This window comes from Agromyces sp. NBRC 114283 (assembly GCF_030268405.1).
GTDB classification, from domain to species: Bacteria; Actinomycetota; Actinomycetes; order Actinomycetales; family Microbacteriaceae; genus Agromyces; species Agromyces mediolanus.
Genome location: NZ_BSQP01000001.1, coordinates 1356275 through 1373095 on the forward strand (window position 1 = coordinate 1356275; position 16821 = coordinate 1373095).

At 73.8% G+C, this 16821-nt stretch carries 16 protein-coding genes; 14 read left to right on the forward strand and 2 right to left on the reverse strand.

Annotated elements, in window-relative coordinates; translation table 11 throughout:
- Window positions 1-12: 12 nt before the first annotated feature.
- Entirely contained in the window at window positions 13-4344 is a 4332-nt protein-coding gene (locus tag QSJ60_RS06575; RefSeq protein WP_285463085.1) for an FtsK/SpoIIIE domain-containing protein, read from the forward strand.
- Between the two features lie 80 nt (window positions 4345-4424).
- Window positions 4425-5033: an FHA domain-containing protein gene (locus QSJ60_RS06580; protein WP_230764743.1), complete on the forward strand. Its 609-nt coding sequence runs from the start codon at window positions 4425-4427 to the stop codon at window positions 5031-5033.
- Between the two features lie 9 nt (window positions 5034-5042).
- Here the strand turns inward: QSJ60_RS06580 and QSJ60_RS06585 are convergent, their stop codons facing one another.
- Window positions 5043-5786: a hypothetical protein gene (locus tag QSJ60_RS06585; protein WP_285463086.1), complete on the reverse strand. Its 744-nt coding sequence runs from the start codon at window positions 5784-5786 to the stop codon at window positions 5043-5045.
- Window positions 5786-6403 (reverse strand): hypothetical protein, encoded by a 618-nt coding sequence (locus QSJ60_RS06590; protein ID WP_230764746.1) that lies wholly within the window; start codon window positions 6401-6403, stop codon window positions 5786-5788. Before QSJ60_RS06590 ends, QSJ60_RS06585 begins: the two co-directional genes overlap by 1 nt.
- A gap of 174 nt (window positions 6404-6577) precedes the next feature.
- On the opposite strand from QSJ60_RS06590, the gene QSJ60_RS06595 reads away from it, so the two are divergent.
- From QSJ60_RS06595 to QSJ60_RS06650, 12 genes are all read left to right on the forward strand, one after another.
- Window positions 6578-6871 carry a WXG100 family type VII secretion target gene (locus QSJ60_RS06595; protein ID WP_056010942.1) on the forward strand — a complete coding sequence of 98 codons (294 nt, stop codon included), beginning with the start codon at window positions 6578-6580 and terminating at the stop codon, window positions 6869-6871.
- A 64-nt stretch (window positions 6872-6935) separates the two neighbouring features.
- On the forward strand, window positions 6936-7580 hold the full coding sequence (locus QSJ60_RS06600; RefSeq protein WP_189083695.1) for a WXG100 family type VII secretion target: 645 nt from the start codon (window positions 6936-6938) through the stop codon (window positions 7578-7580).
- Complete coding sequence (locus QSJ60_RS06605) at window positions 7577-7888, forward strand: WXG100 family type VII secretion target (protein ID WP_189083696.1); 312 nt, start codon at window positions 7577-7579, stop codon at window positions 7886-7888. Before QSJ60_RS06600 ends, QSJ60_RS06605 begins: the two co-directional genes overlap by 4 nt.
- Before the next feature lie 73 nt (window positions 7889-7961).
- Window positions 7962-10748: a hypothetical protein gene (locus tag QSJ60_RS06610; RefSeq protein ID WP_285463087.1), complete on the forward strand. Its 2787-nt coding sequence runs from the start codon at window positions 7962-7964 to the stop codon at window positions 10746-10748.
- Window positions 10745-13330 carry a polymorphic toxin type 15 domain-containing protein gene (locus QSJ60_RS06615; protein ID WP_285463088.1) on the forward strand — a complete coding sequence of 862 codons (2586 nt, stop codon included), beginning with the start codon at window positions 10745-10747 and terminating at the stop codon, window positions 13328-13330. The genes QSJ60_RS06610 and QSJ60_RS06615 overlap by 4 nt, the downstream gene beginning before the upstream one ends.
- Window positions 13331-13340: 10 nt before the next feature.
- A complete protein-coding gene (locus QSJ60_RS06620; protein ID WP_230764749.1) occupies window positions 13341-13631 on the forward strand; it encodes a hypothetical protein in 291 nt (96 codons plus the stop codon).
- Window positions 13632-13662: 31 nt separating this feature from the next.
- Window positions 13663-14034, forward strand: coding sequence for a hypothetical protein (locus tag QSJ60_RS06625; protein ID WP_230764751.1), 372 nt, complete (start codon window positions 13663-13665; stop codon window positions 14032-14034).
- A gap of 316 nt (window positions 14035-14350) precedes the next feature.
- Window positions 14351-14704, forward strand: coding sequence for a hypothetical protein (locus tag QSJ60_RS06630; RefSeq protein ID WP_285463089.1), 354 nt, complete (start codon window positions 14351-14353; stop codon window positions 14702-14704).
- A gap of 1 nt (window position 14705) precedes the next feature.
- Window positions 14706-14972 carry a hypothetical protein gene (locus QSJ60_RS06635; RefSeq protein WP_285463090.1) on the forward strand — a complete coding sequence of 89 codons (267 nt, stop codon included), beginning with the start codon at window positions 14706-14708 and terminating at the stop codon, window positions 14970-14972.
- 33 nt (window positions 14973-15005) lie between these two features.
- Window positions 15006-15362 carry a hypothetical protein gene (locus QSJ60_RS06640; RefSeq protein ID WP_285463092.1) on the forward strand — a complete coding sequence of 119 codons (357 nt, stop codon included), beginning with the start codon at window positions 15006-15008 and terminating at the stop codon, window positions 15360-15362.
- A 197-nt stretch (window positions 15363-15559) separates the two neighbouring features.
- The gene (locus QSJ60_RS06645; protein ID WP_285463093.1) at window positions 15560-16417 is read left to right on the forward strand and encodes a T6SS immunity protein Tdi1 domain-containing protein; all 858 of its coding nucleotides are present in this window, start codon (window positions 15560-15562) and stop codon (window positions 16415-16417) included.
- Window positions 16417-16755 carry a hypothetical protein gene (locus QSJ60_RS06650; RefSeq protein ID WP_189083704.1) on the forward strand — a complete coding sequence of 113 codons (339 nt, stop codon included), beginning with the start codon at window positions 16417-16419 and terminating at the stop codon, window positions 16753-16755. Before QSJ60_RS06645 ends, QSJ60_RS06650 begins: the two co-directional genes overlap by 1 nt.
- The last annotated feature ends 66 nt before the right edge of the window (window positions 16756-16821 follow it).

A 16821-nucleotide genomic window follows, 5' to 3' on the forward strand; every position in this document is an offset into this window, starting at 1 on the left:
GAGGCGCACGCCATGAGCCTGAGACTCACGATCGATCGCACCGCGAGCCCCGATGCCGCGGGCAGCTGGGCCCTCGACGTCGACGAGGCGACGACGGTCGGCGAGGTGGCCGAGTCGCTCGGCCTGCCGAGCGAGGCGCTCGACCCGCTCGCGGGCGCCGCCGCGCCCCTCGCGGAGAGCACGCTGCTCTCCGGGGCGACCCTGCCGGCCGCCGCCGACACCTCGCTGCAGCCGGGCACGCTCCGCCTCGAGCTCGTCGGCGGCCCGTTCGCGGGCGAGACGGCCGCGGTGGCCAGGGGCGGCGTCGTGACCGTCGGCAGCGCGGCCGGCGCGACGCTCGCGATCGCGGACCCGGCGCTGCAGCCGAGCCACGCGACGTTCCGCATCGCCGACGGCGTGGCGGCCGACGGCCGGCCCGCCCCGCTCGGCGCGTCCGTCGAGCCCGCCCCCGGCGCGGCCGTCTGGGTGAACGGGCAGCCCGTGGAGGGGCCGACCGAGATCGTCCCCGCCGACCTCGTCCAGCTCGGTAGCACCGTCGTCCGCCTCGGCATCGTGCCGGCCGCCGACGCCGACCTGACCCGCGACGCCCTCGGCGACCGCGGCTTCAACCGCCCCTCGCGCATCCGCCCCGCCGCCGAGCAGCCCGTCGTGCCGCTGCCCGGCGACCGCCCGGAGGACCCGGACCAGTCGCCGCTGCCGTGGCTCTCGGCGATCATCCCCGTCGTCCTCGGCGTGACCATGGCGGTCGTCTTCGGCCGCCCCATCATGCTCCTGATGGCCGCGGCGAGCCCCATCATGGTCGTCGGCTCCTTCCTCACCAATCGCAAGCTCGCGAAGAAGAAGGGCGTGAAGACCGAGCAGCAGTGGATCGAGGAGGTCCGCGTCGCCGAGCGCCGCATCGACGAGCTCGCGAAGCGGCAGCGGATCGAGCGCTGGTACCGGCTGCCCGACCCCGTCGTCATCCTCGACATCGCCACCCGCCCGCTGTCCCGGCTCTGGGAGCGGCGCCGCAGCGACGTCGACGCGCTCTCGATGCGCGTGGGCGTCGCCGAGGTCGCGCTCGACGTGCGCTTCGAGGGCGGCGGGCGCGATCGCGGCGAAGCCCGCCGCGTCGGCGTCTCGCCGGCCCCCGTCGCCGCCGAGCTGCGCGCGGGCCCCCTCGGCATCGCCGGGCCGCAGGACGCCGTACGGTCGGTGGCACGCTCCGTGGTCGCCAGCTGGGTGACCCTGCGCTCGCCGCGCGACGCCGAGCTCGTCGTCGTCTGCCCCGACGACGCCGCACCCGACTGGTCGTGGGTGCAGTGGCTCCCGCACGCCGCGGGCGGCGGCGCGGCGGCCGCGATCGGCAACACCGACGACACCCGGCGCGAGCGGGTGCGCGAGCTCGGCGTGCTGCTCGAGCAGCGGATGCGGCAGTCCGGGCAGCGCGGCGCCGAACCGCCGAGCGACGTGCTCGTGGTCGTCGACGGCGCGCGCGAGTACCGCATGCTGCCGGGCATGGTGCCCCTCCTCGAGCACGGGGCGAGCCACGGCATCCACGTCGTCGCGCTCGACTCCGAGCGCGCGAGGCTCCCCGAGGAGGCGAAGAGCGTCGTCGCGATCGACCACGGCGACCCCGCCATGGCGCGCGTCGAGACCGGCGCGGAGTACTGGCCGATCGTGCTCGTCGACGGGATGTCGACCGCGCACTGCGAACGGCTCGCCCGCAGCCTCTGCTCGCTGCGCCACGTGAGCGGCGTCGGCGACGACGCGATGCTGCCCACCGCGGTGCGCTTCGCCGAGCTGATGAAGCTCGACCTCGACGACCCCGAGCCGCTCGTGCGGCGCTGGTCGACGCATCCCCGCAACACCTTCGTCGTCGTCGGCGCGACGGGCGAGGGCGAGTTCGCGATCGACATCTCCCGCGACGGCCCGCACGCGCTCGTCGCCGGCACCACCGGTTCCGGCAAGTCCGAATTCCTGCAGGCGCTCGTCGTGAGCCTCGCGATGGCGAACCGCCCCGACGCCCTGAACTTCGTGCTCGTCGACTACAAGGGCGGCTCGGCCTTCGCCGACTGCGAGCGGCTGCCGCACACCGTCGGCATGGTCACGAACCTCGACGCCCGCGAGACCGAGCGTGCACTCGCCTCGCTCGACGCCGAGCTCAAGCGCCGCGAGAAGGTGCTCCGCGACATGAATGCGAAGGACGTGGACTCCGCGTGGGCGAAGGACGCCGACACGGCCGCTCGTCGCGGCCTCGCCCGGCTGATGATCGTCATCGACGAGTTCGCCGAGCTCCGCACCGAGCTGCCGGAGTTCATCGACGGCCTCGTCCGCATCGCCCGGGTCGGCCGCTCGCTCGGCGTGAACCTCGTGCTCGCGACGCAGCGGCCCTCCGGCGTCGTGACGCCCGAGATGCAGTCGAACATCAACCTGCGCGTCGCGCTGCGGGTCACCGACCGGGCCGACTCGGCCGACATCCTCGGCTCGGGCGAGGCCTCGCTGATCAGCGCCTCGACGCCCGGCCGGGGCTACGTGCGCACCGGTCCGGCCTCGGCGCCGGCGCCCTTCCAGACCGCGCGCGTGGCCGGCATCCGCCCCGGCGTGCAGCGCCAGGTGAAGGTGCTGCCGCGCAAGGCGCCGCTCGAGTGGGACGAGCTCGGCTACCCCGTGCGCTACCCCAAGCCGGTCTCGACGCAGGCGCAGAACACCGACCACGACGACACGGACCTGCGCGCGATCGTGAACCTCATCACGGCGGCGACGGTGCAGCTCGGCGTGCCGAAGAACCCCTCGCCGTGGCTCATGCCGCTGCCGACGGTGCTGCCGCTGGAGAAGTTCCAGGACGAGGCCATCCCCGAGCAGTCGATCGTGCTCGGCCTCGAAGACGTGCCCGGCGAGCAGTCGCAGCGCAGCCTCACCTGGCGCGTCGACGAGGGCTCGCACGTGCTCTTCCTCGGCGGGGCCATGTCGGGCCGTACGACGGCGCTGCGCACCGTGCTCGGCCAGCTGGTGCAGGAGTTCTCGCCCGCCGATCTGCACCTCTACGTCATCGACTTCGGCAACGGCGCGCTGCTGCCCCTCGTCGACGCGCCGCACACCGGCGCCGTCGTCACGCAGCTCGACGCCGACCGACTGCCCCGGCTCGTGCAGCGGCTGCTCGAGGAGCTCGGCCGCCGCCAGGCGGTGCTCTCGGCCGCGGGCGTCGGGCACATCTCCGAGCAGCGCGCCCAGTCCACGCCGGAGACCCGCCTGCCCTACGCGGTCGTCGCGGTCGACGGCTGGGAGCGGATGCTCTCGACGATGAACCCCGACCAGCTCGTCACCTTCCGCGACCAGTTCATGCGGGTGCTCCGCGAGGGGCCGGCGGTGGGCGTGCGGGTGCTCCTCACCGGCGACCGCGGCATCACGGGTGACAAGGTCGTCGCGTTCATCGACGAGCAGTACGTGCTGCCGATGCGCGACATCGCCGACTACCGCACCGCCGGCATCCTCGCCCGCGACATCCCGCTCGACCTGGCCCCCGGCCGGGTGCTGTTCGGCGCCGCGGGCGCCGAGGCGCAGCTCGCCGTGCTGAGCCGCGACACGAGCGGCGAGGCGCAGACCACGGCGCTCCGCCGCATCGTCGAGCAGGTGCGCGACCACTACGACCAGTTCCCGCAGCTGCAGGCCCTGCCGTCGCCGTTCCGCGTCGACCCGTTGCCCGGCCACTACGCCCTGACCGCCGCGTACGAGCTGCCGCTCGGCGACTCGGGCCCGGCCGACGGCCCGGTCGTCGCCGTGGGCGGCGACCAGCTGTCCCGGTTCACCCTCGACTGGCCCGCCGACGGCGGCTTCCTCGTCACCGGTGCGCGCAAGTCCGGCCGCTCCTCGGCGCTCGCCGCGATCGTGCACCAGCTGGCGTGGCGCAAGATCCCGCTCGTCGTCGTGTCGACCCGCGACTCGATCCTCACCGAGGTGGCCGCGGCGCACAGCATCCCGGTCGTGCAGGGCGGCGATCTCACGCCCGCCGAGCTCGACCCGATCCTCGACGCCGCCGGCGAGCACGTCACCGTCGTCGTCGACGACGCCGAGCAGTACAAGAACGCGCCGCTCGAGCACGCGCTGACGGGCGCGAAGCACCGGGCGACGTTCATCGTCGCGGCCGACTCCGAATCGCTCTCCACTCTGTTCGGCGGCCCCGTCGTCGAGGCGAAACGCTCGCGGCGCGCCCTGCTGCTCCGGCCGGAGTCGACGATCATGGGCACGCAGGCGATCGGCACGCCCGTGCCGAAGTTCATGCTCGGCCGGGGCACGCCCGGCACGGCGGTCCTCACGACGCCCGGCGGCTGGCTGCCGGTGCGAGTGCCGGACATTCGGCAGTAGGCGCCCTCCGGCGCACGTAGACTGGCCGGGCTGGACCCGGGGGAATCGGGCCCGAGCCCGTCGAGAAGGGGATGATCCGAGTGGCCTCTGCCCGCTGCGCGTACTGCGATGCGACGCTGGAGCCGAACAGCATGTACTGCCTCTCGTGCGGTCAGCTGATCCCGCAGGCCCAGAGCGCGCCGCCCGTGCCCGCGCCGTTCGCCGGCGCCAAGCCTGCGCCGAGCGCGGCCCCGGTCGTGCAGGCGCCCGCGCAGGCGGCTCCCGTCGAGCCCGTGCCGCTGCCGCGCTCCCTGCCGTGGCAGCAGACCCCGCGGGTCGAGACGATGCCGGCGCCGCCGACCGCGGCGCCCGCCGCCGTCGAGCGCGTCGAGCTGCTGTTCTCCACCGGTCAGCGCGTCGTCGTCGAGGGCGCCGCGGTCGTCGGCCGCAAGCCCGCGGACACCGCGCTCGCGATGGGCGCCCGCGCCGTCGAGGTGCTCGACGACACCCGCTCGGTGTCGCGCGTGCACCTCTTCCTCGAGGTCTCCGGCGGCGGCATCACGGTCGGCGACGCCGGCTCGGCGAACGGCTCGCGCCTCGAGCGCGGCGGCCGCGAGATCGAGCTCGAGAGCGCCGGCACCCGAGTGCCCGCCGTCATCGGCGACACGGTCTGGCTGGGCGACCTGAGCTTCGTCATCCAGGCGGCGTAGCGCTCCGGCTCAGTCGCGCTCGGCGCTCGGCCACGCCGGGTCGAGCAGCGGGCCCTTCCAGGCGGTGAACGGCAGCGCCTGCTCGAAGAGCGCGTGCGGGATGCCCCGGGCGGATGCCTCGCCGAGCAGCAGCTGCACCGCGGTCGCGGCGACCTCGTCGGCGAGCACGGCGTCCATCAGCAGCGGCACGAGCCCGCGCCTCGCGCCGTCGGGCCAGCGGCCGTAGAGGCCGACGCGGGAGGCCGCGCCCCGATCGCTCATCCGGGCGCGCAGCGCCTTGCCGTCGCGCACGCCGAGCTCGCAGAGCAGGGTGCCGTTGCCGGCCTTCAGGGCGAGCCCGCCGGCCGGGCCGAAGATCGGCACCGAGCGGAGCCGCGCCGTGCGCGGGCGGTCGTTCAGCACGCCGACGAAGGCGAGCTCCGACCACGGGATCTCGGGCAGGCCCGCGGTCGAGACGCCCGTGTCGGTGACCACGAGCACGGGGGCGCCGGGGGCGAGCAGCAGGCGCAGCATCCGCCCCCGCAGCAGGCTCGTGACGAGCAGGCCGCAGGCGGCGAGCCCGAAGACGACGACGAGGCCGATCGTGAACCAGCTGCCGAAGCCCGTGAGCGCGAGTGCGACGACGCCCGCGGCGGCGAGCCCGATGAGCGCCCAGCCCGTCACGATGAACCGGCGGTTCCACCGCGGCACCGAGACCGCCTTGACGGGGTCGGGCTGCGCGACGAAGCGCACCGGACCGGCTGGGGCGGACATCAGCCGCGGAGGAACGGGTCGACGACGCCGGAGGCCGAGGGGCGCACGAGGTCGCCCGTGCCGAGCCGCTTCAGCTGCACGTAGGCCCGGTCGTGCAGGGTGATGAGCGGCAGCCCCGTCGCCCCGGGCTCCTTGCCGAGCCGCACCGTGACGTAGGCCGTGCGGTCCGGCACGGCGAGGTAGATGGAGAGGCGGATGTCGCCCTTCTTGTGATTCGGCACGGGCAGGTAGACCGCCGGGTCGCCGGTCGCGAAACGCGCGTGCAGCGCCTCCGCCTCCGCCCGGCCGCCCGCGGCCAGGAAGTGCCGGCCGGACAGCGCGGTGCCGGTGTCGACGCGGATCCAGCGGTGCGCGCCGCCGATCGCGAACCAGGCGAAGAGCAGCGCGAAGAACGCCGCCACGACGACGAGGGTCGGGGCGACGACGCCGCGCAGGCCCGAGCGGCGGCCGGTCATCTCGCTCGCGTCGTCGCGGATCGCGCCGAAGTTCACGAGCACGAGGACGAGCGCGACGAGCGCGACGCCGGCGAGCACGGCGAACACGACGGTCCGGGCCGTCGAGCGGGCGTAACGGAACGACTCCGGCAGGGCGGCGAGGGTGGCGTCGGAGGGGCGCACGGCGGGCCTTTCGCGTGGAGAACAGCGGCGAGAACGACTGTACCCAGTCCGGGGGCGCGGCGGACGGGGAGTTCTCCCCATCGGAATCTGCGCCGACTCCGGGTAACGTGAGGCACGCGCCGGGAACGGACATCCCCGTCCGGCCCCCGACACCAGCCAAATCTGGAGGAAACCATGGCGGAGATCCGCGTCACTTCCGACTCCCTCGCCGGGGTCGCCGGTCAGCTCTCGAGCGGCTCGCAGTCGATCGAGTCGCAGCTGTCCAACCTCAAGTCCCTCGTCGAGGGCCTCATCTCGGGCGACTGGTCGGGCACCGCGTCGCAGAGCTTCAACGAGCTGTACTCGCAGTGGGACCAGGCCGGTCTCCAGCTGAAGGAGTCGCTGCAGGGCATCAGCGATCTGCTGAACCAGGCCGCGCTGTCCTACGAGGACAGCGAGAACGCCATCGCCGGCACGTTCAACGGCTGACATCCGTCGCTGACGGCTCCGCGGGCATCCGCCCGCGGAGCCAATCCGGTCGGGAGGGAACCCTGTGGTCCAGTTCAGAGTCCGCGCCTCGGCGCTCAGCGAGGTCGCCGCGCTGCTCGGCACCGTGCTCGCGACGTTCGACACGAACCTGTCGACCGTCGACGCGCAGGTCAAGCGCACGGTCGACGTGACGTGGAAGGGCGACGACGCCGAGAGCTTCTCCGAAGGCTGGGCCACGTTCATGACCACGGCCGGCTTCGTCCGGCAGTCGCTCGCGGCGCTCCAGGCCGGACTCATCGCCGCCGACGGCTCGTACACGCAGAACGAGTCGGGCGTGCAGCGCTCCTTCACCGGCCGGGCGCCCGCGCTCGCCGCGATGCGCTCCGGCACCGGGGAGCTCGGCAAGCGGGTCGCGAGCGGTGAGGAGAAGGCCGAGGACATGGCCGAGTTCTTCGGTCGCGACTACGCGGGCGACGACGAGGTCGAGCAGTTCGGCGGCGGGGCCCTCGGGCCGCGCAAGACGAGCGGGCAGGCCACGGGCGGCGGCTCCGGCGACACCGACGGCGACGGCGACGACGACTCGATCGGCGAGGGCGTGTTCCGCCTCGGCGCCGACGGCGAGCCGGCGATCACCGCGCAGGTCGCGCCGGTCGAGATCGGAGAGGTGCCGGTCGTCGGCACCGCTGACGCGGAAGGAACGGGCGCATGAGCGAGCAGCAGGCCGACACGACCGAGCTGAAGGCGCTCGCCGACATGCTGGGCGAGCTCGTCACGTACTGCTCCGCGCTGAAGCAGGGCGCGAGCGGCTTCGCCTACATGCTGCCGGCCGAATGGCAGGGCCCGGCCATGGCGAACTTCATCGGCATGTTCGAGAAGTGGCAGCTCGGCGCCGAGGCCATGACCCAGGCCGCCGAAGGCCTGCAGGACCAGGTCTCCGGCGCCCACCAGGCCTACACGGAGACCATCGAGACCCTCGACGGCGCCTGGAGCAACCTCGCCAACGGCCTGAGCGGCTGAGCCGGCGCGGCGCGCTCCGCGTGCCCCGATCAGCCCCAGACATCCACCATCCGATCCCACCGGGAGTGCACTCATGACGCAGGTCCGCCTCGACGCCGCACGGCTCGCCGCCGACGGCACCGCGCTGTTCTCGATCGCGAGCTCGGCCTCCCAGGCGGCGCGCGCCTGCGAGTCGGCCCTCGGCGGCACGGGCGGGATGGCCGGCGACGACGAGTCGGCCGAGGTCTTCGCGCACGGTCAGGACGGCGAGCCCGGCTACGACACCTACGCGGTCGACCTGCTGAAGGCCGTGCAGGGCATGTCCAACGCCCTGCGCATCGTCGACGCGGCGCTCGGCAACACGGGTCGCGCCTACGACGGGGCGCAGCTCGTCGGCGCCTTCAAGCCCGCCTCCTCCTCGAGCATCCCCGAGGAGACGGCCGTCGTGAACGACCCGCACGCCTCGGTGCCCACGGCGCTGGGCAAGGGCCCGGAGGGCCCGCTCGGCGAGTTCGGCGACTTCCTGAAGGACGCCCTCGCCACCCTCGGCGTCGTCCTGCCCTCGGCCGACCGGGGCAAGCTCTCGACCGCGCAGCAGGCGTGGAGCAGCCTCGCGCAGGCGATGACGTCCGCGAAGTCCGAGGTCGGTTCCGCCTTCGTGAACGTGTCGTCGATGACGCTGCCGCCGTCGCAGGCGAGCAACATCCGCCGCTGCCAGACCTCGCTCGGCAGCTCCTTCGGCAAGCTCTCCGAGAGCGCGAACTCGATGGCCGGCTTCGCGCAGGGCATGATCGACGCCGTCGACAAGGCCTGGGAGGAGATCGGCTGGTTCATCGCGCAGATGGCCATCGAGATCGCCCTCGAGATCGGCATCGGCGCCCTCCTCGGCGCCGTGACCTTCGGCGCCGGCGCGGCCGCCATGGCCGCGAAGATCATGCTCACCGTGACGCGCTGGGCGATCAAGATCGCCGCGCTCTGCCAGAAGCTCCGCCGCCTCATCATGGCGGCCCTCCGCATCGCCCGCATGGCGGTGCGCGGCGGCATCCGCGTCGCCCGCGAGGCGCTCTCCGCCGGGCTCGCGAGCGCGATCACGACCGCCTCCTTCAACCAGGTGCGCGGCGCGCTCGACCCGAACTACCAGCCGCAGAACGTGCTGAACGCGGCCCTCGCCTCGGCGGCGGGCGGCGCGGCCGGCGGCACCGTCTCCGGCGCCGCCGGGCGGCTCACGAACCGCATCAACCCGGGCGCCATGCAGCGCGTCACGCACATCGCGGTCGAGACCGGCGGCGGCGCGGTCGACGGGCTCGCCTCGGGCCTCGCCGAGTCCGGACTGAACGGCACGCCGTTCTCGCCGCTCAGCTCGATCGCGGCTGGCGCCCTCCTCGGCGGTGCGCTGGCGGGCCGCCCCGGTGGCCACGGCGGACCCTCGAGCCCCTCGGCGCCGGGCGGTCCCGGCAACGGTTCGACGCTGCCGGCGGTCACCGTCCCCGGCGCCGACTCGCCGACCCCCGGCGGCGGCAATCAGACCACCGCGACGGCCGGCAACGGCGGCGGCGCGGTCGACGTCCCGAACGACGCGCCGACGCCCGGCGCCGGCGACGCCGGCACCTCGGCCGGCGACGGCGGTGGCGGGGTCGACATCCCGAGCGACGGCCCGACACCCGGCGGCGGAGACGCGGGCGGCGGCGCCGGTGACGGCGGCGGCTCGATCGACCTCCCGACGGACGCCCCGTCGGCTCCCGGCGACCTCGGCGGTGGCGCGGGCGACGGCGGCGGCTCGGTCGACGTGCCGACCGCGGGCGGCGACGGCGGCGGCACCCCCGGACACGCGGACGGCGGCACCCCCGGTGCCGTGGATGCCGGCACGCCGGGTCACGCGGATGGCGGCACCCCCGGTGCCGTGGACGGCGGCACGCCTGGTCACGCGGATGCGGGGACTCCGGGTCAGGCGGACGCGGGCACCCCGGGTCACGCGGATGCGGGGACCCCGGGTCACGCGGACGCGGGCACGCCTGGTCACGCGGATGCGGGGACGCCTGGTCACGCGGATGCGGGGACTCCGGGTCAGGCGGATGCGGGGACCCCGGGTCACGCGGATGCGGGCACGCCGAGCACGGTGGACGCCGGCACGCCCGGCAGCGTCGATGCCACGACTCCCGGCACGGCTGATGCAGGCACCCCGGGCACCGCTGACGCGGGCGCGCCCGGCACGGCGGACGCCGGCACCCCGGGACCGCTGACGCCCCCGCGGCTGACGCTCCCACGGCGGACGCTCCCGCGGCCGACGGCTCGACCGGCGACGGCCAGGGCAACGGCGCACCCGGCGCCGCGGCGGCCGGCTCGGCCGCGACGGCGAAGCCCGGTGACGCAGGCTCCGTCGACAGCAGCGCTCCGGCGCACGCCGACGGCACGGACGGCGGCCAGGCCGCCGGCACCCAGCCCGAGGCGGACGGCACGCAGCCCGACGCCGACAGCGCACCCGCCGACGGCGAGGGCGGCACCGACGGCGACGCCGACGGGATCGCCCCCGAAGAGGCCGCGGCCGCCGGTGGCGCCGCGGCGGCGGCCGGCGCGGCGACCCTGCTCGGCAAGCCCTCCCTCTTCTCCAAGCCCTCGCTCTTCTCCCCGAACGGCAACGGCGGCAAGCCCGAAGCTCCGAGCGCCGACGGCTCGAACGGACACGGCGCCCCCGACGGCAGCACGAACGTCGACGGCTCGCAGCCGGATGCCCCGGCAGCCGACGGCGGCGACGGCACCGGCCAGGCCGGCGACGGCTCCGGCAAGGCGGGCGACGGCTCGCAGCCCGAGGGCCAGCAGCCGGACCAGGCCCCGTCGAACAACAGCTCCGAGCGCTCGATCGACGAGATCGACCAGGCGTTGAACGAGATCAACCCGAACTTCGACCCCTCGGACCCCGCCAACGGATACGCGACGAACTGCGGCAACACCTCGGCGAACCTGAACGACTTCCTGAACGGCAAGGACAGCGCCGAGGCATCCACCGGCACCCTCAGCACGCCGGACATGGAGGCCCGCACGGGCAACCCGCAGACCACCGTGACGCCGGAGCAGATCGAGTCGACGCTGCGGGCGATGGGTCCGGGCTCGCACTGCGTCGTCGGCATCGACCGCGCGGGCGACGCCGGGCACTGGTTCAACGCCTACTTCGACGGCGACACGGTCTGGTCGCTCGACGCGCAGAACGGCACGCGCTCGCCGTGGCCGCCGCACGAGCCGAACGCGACGAACTGGGATGCCTCGGTGCGCCCGGAGGACGTGGTGAATCCGGACGGCACGAAGCCGAGCGACGCCAAGCCCGACGCGAACGCGCCCCAGGCCCCGACGACGCCGGACGCCGCGAACCCGAACGCGAGCGCGCCGACCGCGCCGACCGCGCCGGAGGCGGGAACGAGCTCGCCCGCCGAGGCCTCGCCCACGACGCACCAGGCGCCCGACGGCACCGCGCCCGACGGCACCGATGCAGACCGCGACGGCCGTCGTTGGCCGAAGTGGACCCCGCCCGTCGACCGCGTCGACCCGAGCCACCCCTCGGACGGCTCGGCGGGCCCGGGCACGACCTACAACGGCTACGACATCCCCGAGCTCACCCCGGAGATCCGCGAGCAGCTCGACGCACTCGCCGCGCAGCCGGACTCGCCCATCGTGCGGAACGAGGACGGCTCCTACTCGCTGAAGGACCCGATCGAGGTCGACGCCTTCAACCGGCAGGACGCGAAGCACGACTGGGACGAGTACCAGCGCCAGGTCGGCATGCAGCAGCAGGGCCTGAACGCGCTCACGATCGCCGAGTGGCGGCACAACGTCGACTTCTACGAGCAGTACAACCGTGTTGCGAAGAGCGAGCAGAACGCCGCGATCACGGCCCTGAAGGCCGCGGGCGTCCCGCACAGCAACCCCGCGGTGCTGCACGGGCCCGACCAGGTCGCCGGCGGCCGCGCCGACCGCTTCGACGGAGCGGGCGACCTCGGCATCAACAGCTCGCTCGGCAGCCAGTGGCAGCACCGGATCGACGACCTCCGTCAGGACGTCGCCGACGCGATGATCGACATCGACCCCGCCCTGCACGCGCACATCAAGCTGAACGTCGAGCTCGGCGCCCACCACGTCGACACCGGCGCATCCGCCTCGCAGGCGACGCTCACCGCCGCTCGTCCGCACATCGGGGCACCGAGCTCGGCGACGGCCCCCGCACGCGTCGGAGCGGCGGGATCCGGCGACGTTCACGCCGACGGCACCCGCACGGGCGCCGCGGACGGGACGAGTCGGGGCGAGCCGACGGCGACCGATCCCGACCGCGGCACGAGCGAGTCGGCGGCTTCCGACGCGCACGAGCCCGCCGACGCCAACGAGCCCGCGGCAGCGCCGGAGCCGTCCGGCGCGGACGGCACCCCCGACGACGCCGCGGCTCCGGCTGACTCCAGCGGGCCCGAAGGCCCGGACGGCGACGCCGCCACGGCGACGCCTGAGCCCGCGGTGCCGGACACGATCCACCACCAGGTGCTGGACGATGCGTTCCCGCACCTTGCCGGTCCGGAGGCCCGTGTCCAGGCCGTCCACATCGTGAACGGGCTCGGCTACACGGTCGACCAGGGGCGATTCCTGAACAACTGCCACTACGTCGTGAACGCGCTCGAGCTGCGCTTCCGCGGCTACGACGTGATCGCGAGCCCGACCGTGCAGGGGGCCAACATCGACCCGGCCAGCGGCAACGTCACCGCGACGTACGAGGGCCGCTTCCCGATGAGCATCGCCGCCGACTGGGTGCAGGCCGACGGATCGCCACGGGACTTCCAGCAGATCGGTGCACTCGGCTCGACGCCGATGGAGGCGCTCGAGTCGCTGACCGCTTCGTGGCCGGTCGGTGGCCGCGGCTTCGTGAACGGATACTGGAAGACCGGCGGCGGACACATCTTCACGATCGTGAAGGAGCCCGACGGCATCAAGCTCTACGACGGCCAGATCAACCAGATCGACGCCTCCGGCTACCTCGACACCATGCACTTCAACCGCACCTCAGAGGCGCCTTGGAAGGACCTCTCGGTGTTCCGCGTCGACGATCTGGTCCCGACCGCCGAGGTGATCAAGACGTCGAAGCCGTGGTCCCAGCCGGAGTACCAGCTCATGCTCGAGTGGAAGGACGCGGCGACCCCCGCCGACCGTCCGCAGGTGATGATCGACCGTGAGGTCGTCGCGAACGCCCGGTGGCAGGCCCGCAACGACGAGCTGATCGCCGAACGGATCGTCCGGCTGCAGGATCCCGCGATCACTCCGGGTGAGGCGGCGAAGCTGCAGGGGGAGATCCACGCGCTCCAGGTGCAGAACCACCGGCTCGGGGCGGGGGCGGTGCAGTTCTCCCTGGAGTTGAAGACCCCGCCGCCCGCCGCGGATGCGAATGGGCCGAGCGCGGCCGGGCCGGCTGGCGTCGGCTCCGAGAAGGCGTGAGACTGGGAGCATGGTGACCATTCAGGACGCACGTCGGCTGCTCGAGCAGTACTTCGCCGAGCACCCGCCCGCGCTCTCGGGAGAGCTCTACATCGCGCCGGAGTGGTTCGAGGACGAGCGCGACTACCTGCCCGTCTGGGGGGCGAAGGAGTTCCTCGTCGACGGTCTCGAGCCCTATGCGCGGTACGACAACCTCGCGATCTTCGTCGACAAGGCGTCGGGCGCCGTGCGCCAGGAGTACCACACGCCGAACTTCGAGAAGATCCGGCGGATGACGCCGGTCGAGGCGCCGGCCCAGTGAACCGCGGTCCGAGACGCCCGAAGGCGATCGCATGCTGAACACTTCGACCGAGCGCTTCCTCGCGCAGGCCGGCGCCCTCCCGGCGGAGCAGCTGGCGAGCGCCTTCGACCGTGCGGTCCGGCTCCGGCGGGCGGGCGGCAAGGAGGCGAGCCGGGCGGCGAAGCCGTCGGCGGCGGTGAACTCCGAACTCGAGCACACCGTCCGAGAGCTGCTGCTGCCCCGCTCCGAGGAGCTGAACGCGGCGCGCGCCGGACTGCATGCCGACGCGAAGAGCGCGATCGTGATCGCCGGCCGCGCGGTCCAGCAGGCCGCGCAGCTCACGCCCGAGCAGTACGAGATCCTGCTCACCCCGTTCACTGAACTCGGGGTCGAGGTGCCAGCACACCCCGACGCTGCGAGGTGACCCGGTCGAGGGGGTCGTTTTCCGGCAGGCGCTTCGTGCGACCGCCAACCGCCCGTCGGAATCTGACCCCCTCGGGGCTGCGGGTCCTGCCGGTCGCGTAGCGTCGCGAGCCGCTGCGGTGAACGCGGATGTGCTGGGACGCAGCGAGATGCTCCGCGAGTGGTTGCGTGCCCAGGGGCTGGCCGGTGACGAGCCCGGCGAAGTTCGTCCCCCCACTCCCTTTCTGAGCTAGGCGTAGCCCCGAGCGGGTTCGTTCTATTGGGAATTGCGGAGAGCCTGAAGCCGATGGGAATCGAAACCGAGAAGTGGAGTAGCCATGCTTGATCAGGTGAACTTCGTCGACGAGGCGGTGGGGCACCCGCCCGCGGAGCTCGAGGCGGCGTTCGACCGCCTCGTCGATCTACGCCCCGAGGGCGCCGAGGAAGCGAGTCGGGCGGCGGTTCCATCGGCGAGCGAGAATTCGGCGCTGGATCATCGGATTCGTGCCGTGCTGCTGCCGCGTGCCGACGAACTCGACGCGCATCTGACCGGGCTCCACTCCGACGCACGTGCTGCGATCTCGACGACGGCGCGCGCGATCCTGAAACGGGGCACGCTGACGGCGCTGCAGTACGCGGTGCTCGTCGAACCGTTCGTGGGGCGTGCGCACGTTCCGGCGCAGGGCGAGTAGCGTGCTGGAAGCGCGCGGGTACCTCGTGTACGACGGTGATCAGCTCGCGCTCGAACTCCGCGAGGGGGCCGGGGTCCTCGTGAGCCTCTCCGCGCCGCCGCCGATGCCCGGAAGCGCTCCGGTGACCCACCCCTTCGCGAGTGCGACGTTCCGAATGGCTGCGAACGAGGGGGAGCTGGGCGCACTGCTTCGGACTGCCTCGGATCTCGGGGCGTTCCTCGACCAGGTCGAGGCCCGAGGCTACCGAGTCGAGCGGTCCGGCTCGTAAGCCCTCTTCGTGGAGGGACGTTAGGCTCAGACGGTGGCGAGTCCTGACCTGGCGTCCCTCGACGCGTTTCTTGCCCGAGTCGTCGAGCTCTCCCCGGCGCAGTTCGATGCGGTGCGGGCAGCCGGTCGCGCCCTCGGTCCGGCCCGTCGGATCGCCGCCCGGAAGGCCGCGAAACTCTCGGCGTCCGAGTTCAGCGCACTCGACACGCGAGTGCGCGATCGTCTGCAGCCGCGCTCTGCGGAGCTGATGGCGTTCGGCGACGGTGCGCTCGCGGCCGCGGTGGCAGACACACTGTTCGCCGCCCACGCGAAGGCGTTCGGCGAGCGTCTCTCCGTCGAGGAGCGGGAGATCCTCCTGCAGCCGTTCGCCGCGGTGCTCGAGGTCGACTGAGCGGCGTCGGGGTGCCAGCACACCCCGACGCCGCATGGTGACCGTCACCGCGCATCATGGGGAGCCCTCCCCATGGCCCGCGGGCTCAGCCTCGGTAGACTTCCGGAGGTGACCGGCCGCGCGCGTTCTCGCCGCGGCAGGCGCCCCGAGGCATCCCGCGCGCCGCACCGGTGCGCGCCGACCAGAGGAAGGCCCGCATGACGAGGTTCCGGAGCTTCGACCCGGTCGCCCCCATCTCCGACGAGACGATCGCCGCCTTCGCGGGCCGCGTGCCGGCCGAGGTCGCCGAGCTCTGGCGCACCCAGGGCGCCGGCTTCGTCGGCGACGGCTACTTCCGCTTCGTCGATCCGGCGCGCGCGGCCGAGATGCTCGAGGGCGTCTTCGGGCTCCCCGAGGGCAGCACCGTGCTCTTCACCACCGCGCTCGGCGACCTCGTGGTGCACGTGAACGGCCTGTACCTCGTCGTCAAGTCCCGCTGGGGCGCGATCGACCTCCTCGAGGGGGCGGGCTTCGACGAGCTCGTCGCCCTGATCGAGGACCCGGCCCAGCGCGACGTCGCCTGGGAGTGGCAGCCCTACCCCGCCGCGCGCGACCGCGACGGCGTGCCGGGCTTCGAGGAGTGCTACGGCTTCGTGCCGCTGCTCGCCCTCGGCGGCTCGCCCGACCCGGCCCGCCTGCAGCGCGCGGGTCTGTACGAGCACCTCGCGGTGATCGCGCAGCTCGCGGGCCAGCCCGAGGTGCGCCGGCACCTGCAGACGGCGGGCGCCGACGGCGCGGATGCCTCGGGCACGGACCGCCTCGTCGCCGTGGGCCGTGCGCTCTTCGCGAAGCTCGCGCCCGACGCCGAGCTGAACGTCGTCGAGCTGCCCGACGGCCTCGGCGTCTGCCTCGTGCACGCCGTGCGCGGCGGCGGCAAGATCTACGTCGCCCCCGACGAGACGGTGCTCTTCGTCGGCTCGGCGGTCGACTTCGAGGCGGGCCTCGGCGCCTTCCGCGACGGCGTGCGCACCCCGCTCGAGAAGTTCGAGCTCGACCGGCCGGCGGGCGGCAACTGATGGCCGACGCCCTCGCCGAGCGCTGCGAGCGCCTGCGCCAGCCCGTCACCGAGCTCGTCGCGATCAGCATGTCCGCCGCCTACCGGGCGCAGGACCAGCCCGAGCTGCTGCGCGCCATCGGCGTCGTGCGCGGCATCCTCGCCGAGGACCCGGCGGCGCTGCCCGAGGGTGCGCTCCGCGACTGGATCCCCACCGCGCTCCGCAACCTCGAGCAGATGCGCGAGGCCGTCGAGCGCGGCGACGCGGCGAAGTCCTACGCGATCCTCACCGACAAGACCGACGGCTTCATCCGCCTCGCCTACGGCTGTGCCGGCTTCCCCGGCTGGGAGCAGGGCTGAGCGGAGCGGATGCCTCGCTCCGGCGCAACCCCGCGGCGGCGAGCCGGGCGGGCGCGTAGCCTCGAA